5 protein-coding genes are annotated in these 3,558 nt (G+C 74.3%); 2 read left to right on the top strand and 3 right to left on the bottom strand.

Features of this window, described 5'->3' with window-relative positions:
* The first annotated feature begins 260 nt into the window (after window positions 1-260).
* Entirely contained in the window at window positions 261-650 is a 390-nt protein-coding gene (locus FNX44_RS25025; RefSeq protein WP_143651264.1) for a DUF8819 family protein, read from the top strand.
* On the top strand, window positions 647-913 hold the full coding sequence (locus FNX44_RS25020; protein WP_143651263.1) for a DUF4031 domain-containing protein: 267 nt from the start codon (window positions 647-649) through the stop codon (window positions 911-913). Before FNX44_RS25025 ends, FNX44_RS25020 begins: the two co-directional genes overlap by 4 nt.
* Window positions 914-967: 54 nt before the next feature.
* Here FNX44_RS25020 and FNX44_RS25015 read toward each other — a convergent pair whose 3' ends face one another.
* From FNX44_RS25015 to FNX44_RS28300, 3 genes are read right to left on the bottom strand one after another with little or no spacing between them, the layout of a single operon-like run.
* Complete coding sequence (locus tag FNX44_RS25015) at window positions 968-2,275, bottom strand: Cmx/CmrA family chloramphenicol efflux MFS transporter (RefSeq protein WP_228450199.1); 1,308 nt, start codon at window positions 2,273-2,275, stop codon at window positions 968-970.
* 35 nt (window positions 2,276-2,310) lie between these two features.
* Window positions 2,311-2,874: a TIGR03086 family metal-binding protein gene (locus FNX44_RS25010; RefSeq protein ID WP_143651262.1), complete on the bottom strand. Its 564-nt coding sequence runs from the start codon at window positions 2,872-2,874 to the stop codon at window positions 2,311-2,313.
* A 39-nt stretch (window positions 2,875-2,913) separates the two neighbouring features.
* Window positions 2,914-3,519, bottom strand: coding sequence for an HD domain-containing protein (locus FNX44_RS28300; protein ID WP_143651265.1), 606 nt, complete (start codon window positions 3,517-3,519; stop codon window positions 2,914-2,916).
* Between the last annotated feature and the right edge of the window lie 39 nt (window positions 3,520-3,558).

The following is a 3,558-nucleotide window of genomic DNA, read 5'->3' as shown; positions in this document are numbered from 1 at the left end:
GCCCCGTCTCCCGCTCCCGGCGTCCCCGCTCTCGCCGTCCCCGTGCCCGCTCCCTGCGGTCGTGGTGCCGACCGCGCCGCCGGTGCCGTCGGGGTGTCCGTCCGAGCCCTCGGCACCCGGCCCGCCACGGCGCCCGGCGGGACCGCGCGGCGGTCGCCCCCGGAGAAAGTTTCCTTCATTCGACCGCTCATGCGGCGAAAAGTATTTCCGGTGCCCGGGTGCGTCAAGAGGACCCGCGCCACCGGTGGTGGAATGGTGTGATGGACGACGAGCACGACCTGGAACGGGCACTCCACACCGCGCGGGCACTGATCCTCGCCGATCTGGCGGCCACCGACGTCGCTGACCCCGACACCGTCTCCCTGGTCGAGGACGCCGTGAGCAACCGCCGCTGGTGGGTCGAACAGTGGCCGCAGGGCGCCGCCTTCGTGGCCGGCCTGGTCGCCCAGGACGTCCAGGACGCGCTCCTCGACCGCCACGGCCGGTGGCCGCTGTGCCCGCTCTGCGGCGACACCGGCCCCTCCGGAGAGGGCCCCCACGCCCTCGACCTCGAGCCCGAACTAGGCGAGGACCCCCACTGGGTGTGCGCCCGCGGCGGCACGGCGGTGGCCCCACTCGGCGGCCTCGAAGAGACGGGCGCCGGACGATGACCCTCTACATCGACCCGCCGCGCTGGCCCGGCCACGGCACGCTCTGGTCCCACCTCATCAGCGACGTCTCCTTCGCCGAGCTGCACACCTTCGCCACCGAACTCGGCTCCCCGCCCAGGGCGTTCGACCGCGACCACTACGACGTGCCGATCACCCGCTACGACCGTGCGGTGAGCCTCGGCGCCGTGGAGGTCACCAGCCGCGAGATCGTCCACCTCCTGGTGGCGGCCGGCCTCCGCCGCCCCAAGGGCCGCCCCCACTGACCTCTCCGGGGACCACCGGCCGCTCGTACCGTTCGCCGCGCTGCGGCGTCGGCCTCAGCGGCCGCGGTGGCGGGCGGCGGCCAGGGCCGTGCCGGCCACGGCGAGGAGAGCGAGGACCGCGCCGAGGGCGGAGACCGAGCGGTAGCCCCACCCGGCGCTGATGACAAGGCCGCCCAGCCAGGGGCCGACGGTGTTGCCGATGTTGAAGGCGGCCGTGGTGGTCGCGCCGGCCAGGGTCGGGGCCGCGCCCGCGACGTTGAACATCCGGGCGTTGATCGCCGGCGCGGTGAAGAAGGCCGTCACACCGAGGAGCAGGGAGAGGCCGACGGCGGCGACCGGGTGGCGCGCGGTGAGGGCGAGCAGCGCCAGCACCGCCGCCGACGCGCTGATGCCCAGGTACATCGTGCCGAACAGATGCGCGTCGGCGACGCGGCCGCCTATCCACGTGCCCAGCAGCGCCCCGACACCGAACAGCGCCAGCACGGTCGGTACCCAGCCTTCCGAGAGGCCGGCCACCTCCGTGAGCAGGGGGGAGAGGTAGGAGAAGAGGGCGAAGACCGCGCCCGCGTTGAGCGCGGTGACGCCGAGCGCCAGCCACACCTGGGGATCGGCGTAGATCCGCAGTTCGCGGCGGAGGCGGGGTCGGTCCGCGCCGGTCGGCGGCTGGGTGCGCGGGACCAGCAGCAGCACACCCACGAGGCCGAGGACGGCCAACGCCGCCACCGCCCAGAACGCCGACCGCCAGCCCCACTGCTGACCGAGGAACGCCCCGGCCGGGACGCCGAGGATGTTGGCTATGCTCAGCCCGCCGACCATGATCGCCATGGCCCTGGCCCGGGCCGTCACCGGCACCAGCGAGATGGCCACGGCCGCTCCCACGGCCCAGAACCCGGCGCAGGCCAGCGCGCTGACCACCCGGGTGACAAAGAGGAAGCCGTAGTTCGGGGCCAGCGCCCCGGCCACCTGGCCGAGACCGAACACCGCGAGCAGGGCCGTGAGCGTAGTCCGGCGCGGTAGGCGCAACGTCGCGGCGGCGAGCACCGGCGCGCCGACCACCATGCCGATCGCGAAGGCCGACACCAGCAGCCCCGCCTGCGGGATGCTCACCCGCAGATCCCGGGCGATCGGCTGGAGCAGCCCGGAGAGCATGAACTCGCTGGTTCCCAGGGCGAACACCGACAGCCCGAGCACGTAGACGGCGAGCGGGACCCGGGGTGGTCCGGCGGCGGCGTCCGTCGCGGGGGCGCCGCCGAGGGTCGGGGGAGTGGACGACTTGTCGAGGGTTACGGCGGTGCTCGTCGTGGAGCGCGGCGGGCTGTTGTCAGGCACGTCCATCGCCAACACCACTGACAGCGCGGGCATTCCGCCGCCCCGCGCCCCCGGTGCTTTCTACCGGTTCATGGCTGTCTGCCCTGGATCCCCACAAGGCGGTCCTGGGCGGGAGCGTCCTCGGGTACGTCCACCGCCGGGCCGAAGGCGCCGGCCGCACGCCACTGGTCGGCCACCGGAGCCATCCGTTCGAACAACGTCCGGGCCAGCTCCTCGTCGAGATGGTCGTCGGCGCCGATGCCCCTGGCGAGGTCCCAGGCGTGCACGGCGAGGTCGTTGACCATCTGCCATCCGTACTCGGAGGCATCCGTGATGCCGCCGCTGGTGTGCACCTGGAGGTCGAGGGCGCCCGGGCGGTGGAACGCCGGCTGTGCGTTCGCGCTGGCCCGCTCCCACGCCTGTCGGGGGTCCTCGCCGAGGACGTCGCCCTCGAAGCGGTCACCGACCTCCTCCAGGGTGGCGCCCTGGAGGAGCGGAGGCGCCCACAGGTGCTCACCCACGACGTGGTTGACCAGATCGCGCACCGTCCATTCCGTGCATGGTGTCGGATTGCCCCACTGGTCGTCGGCCACCTGCTCCACCCGGCGGCCGAACTCCGTGTAGCCCTGGTCGAGGGCGTCGATCAGTTCCATGCCCTCAGCGTGTGGCCACGAAGGCGACGCCGCCAGTCGTCAGGCCTCCAGTAGGGCGAGTTCGGTGCGGAGGTTGTGGCGGGCGGGTGCCTCCCAGTTGCGGGTGCCGTACGGGGTGCGGAAGAGCCGGGGCAGGGCGAGCAGCTGGCGCAGCACAGCCGCCCGACCGTCCCGGAACGTCTCCTCCGGGACAAAGCCGTACTCCTGGCGGACGGCCGCCGCGTAGGCCGCGTACCGCCGGGGGGAGCCGGCGAGCACCGCGAGGTCCGCGTCGCACAGCGCCTCGCCGTTGGTGTCGCCGTCGGCCGGGTCGTGGGTGACGGTCAGCCGGACCAGGCGGGCGACCTCGGCAGTGCGCGCGGCAGGCACACCGGCCTCGGCCAGCGCCCGCTCGGCGAGCGCGGCGCTGCGCTCCTCGTTCTCGCTGCGGTCGGGGCGGTAGACCGCGTCGTGGAACCAGGCCGCCAGCTCGACGGCGGCCTGGTCGGCGGCGTGGGGGCCGAGCTCCGCGAGGCGGTCGAGGACGGCGGCGAGGTGCGCGGTGGTGTGGTAGCGGCGCTGGGGTTCGGCCCAGCGGGCCAGGAGGTCGTCGGCGTAGGGGCGCGGGTCCGGGCCGGGGGCGTGGTCGCGGGCGCGGTGCAGCAGCTCCGCCCACCGGGCGGCGAGCTCATCCGGGTTGGCGGG

Origin of the sequence: Streptomyces alkaliterrae (assembly GCF_007097205.2) — a bacterium.
Classification (GTDB): domain Bacteria; phylum Actinomycetota; class Actinomycetes; order Streptomycetales; family Streptomycetaceae; genus Streptomyces; species Streptomyces alkaliterrae.
Note: the sequence above shows the minus strand (reverse complement) of the source record. Positions and strands in the feature narration are given on the sequence as shown.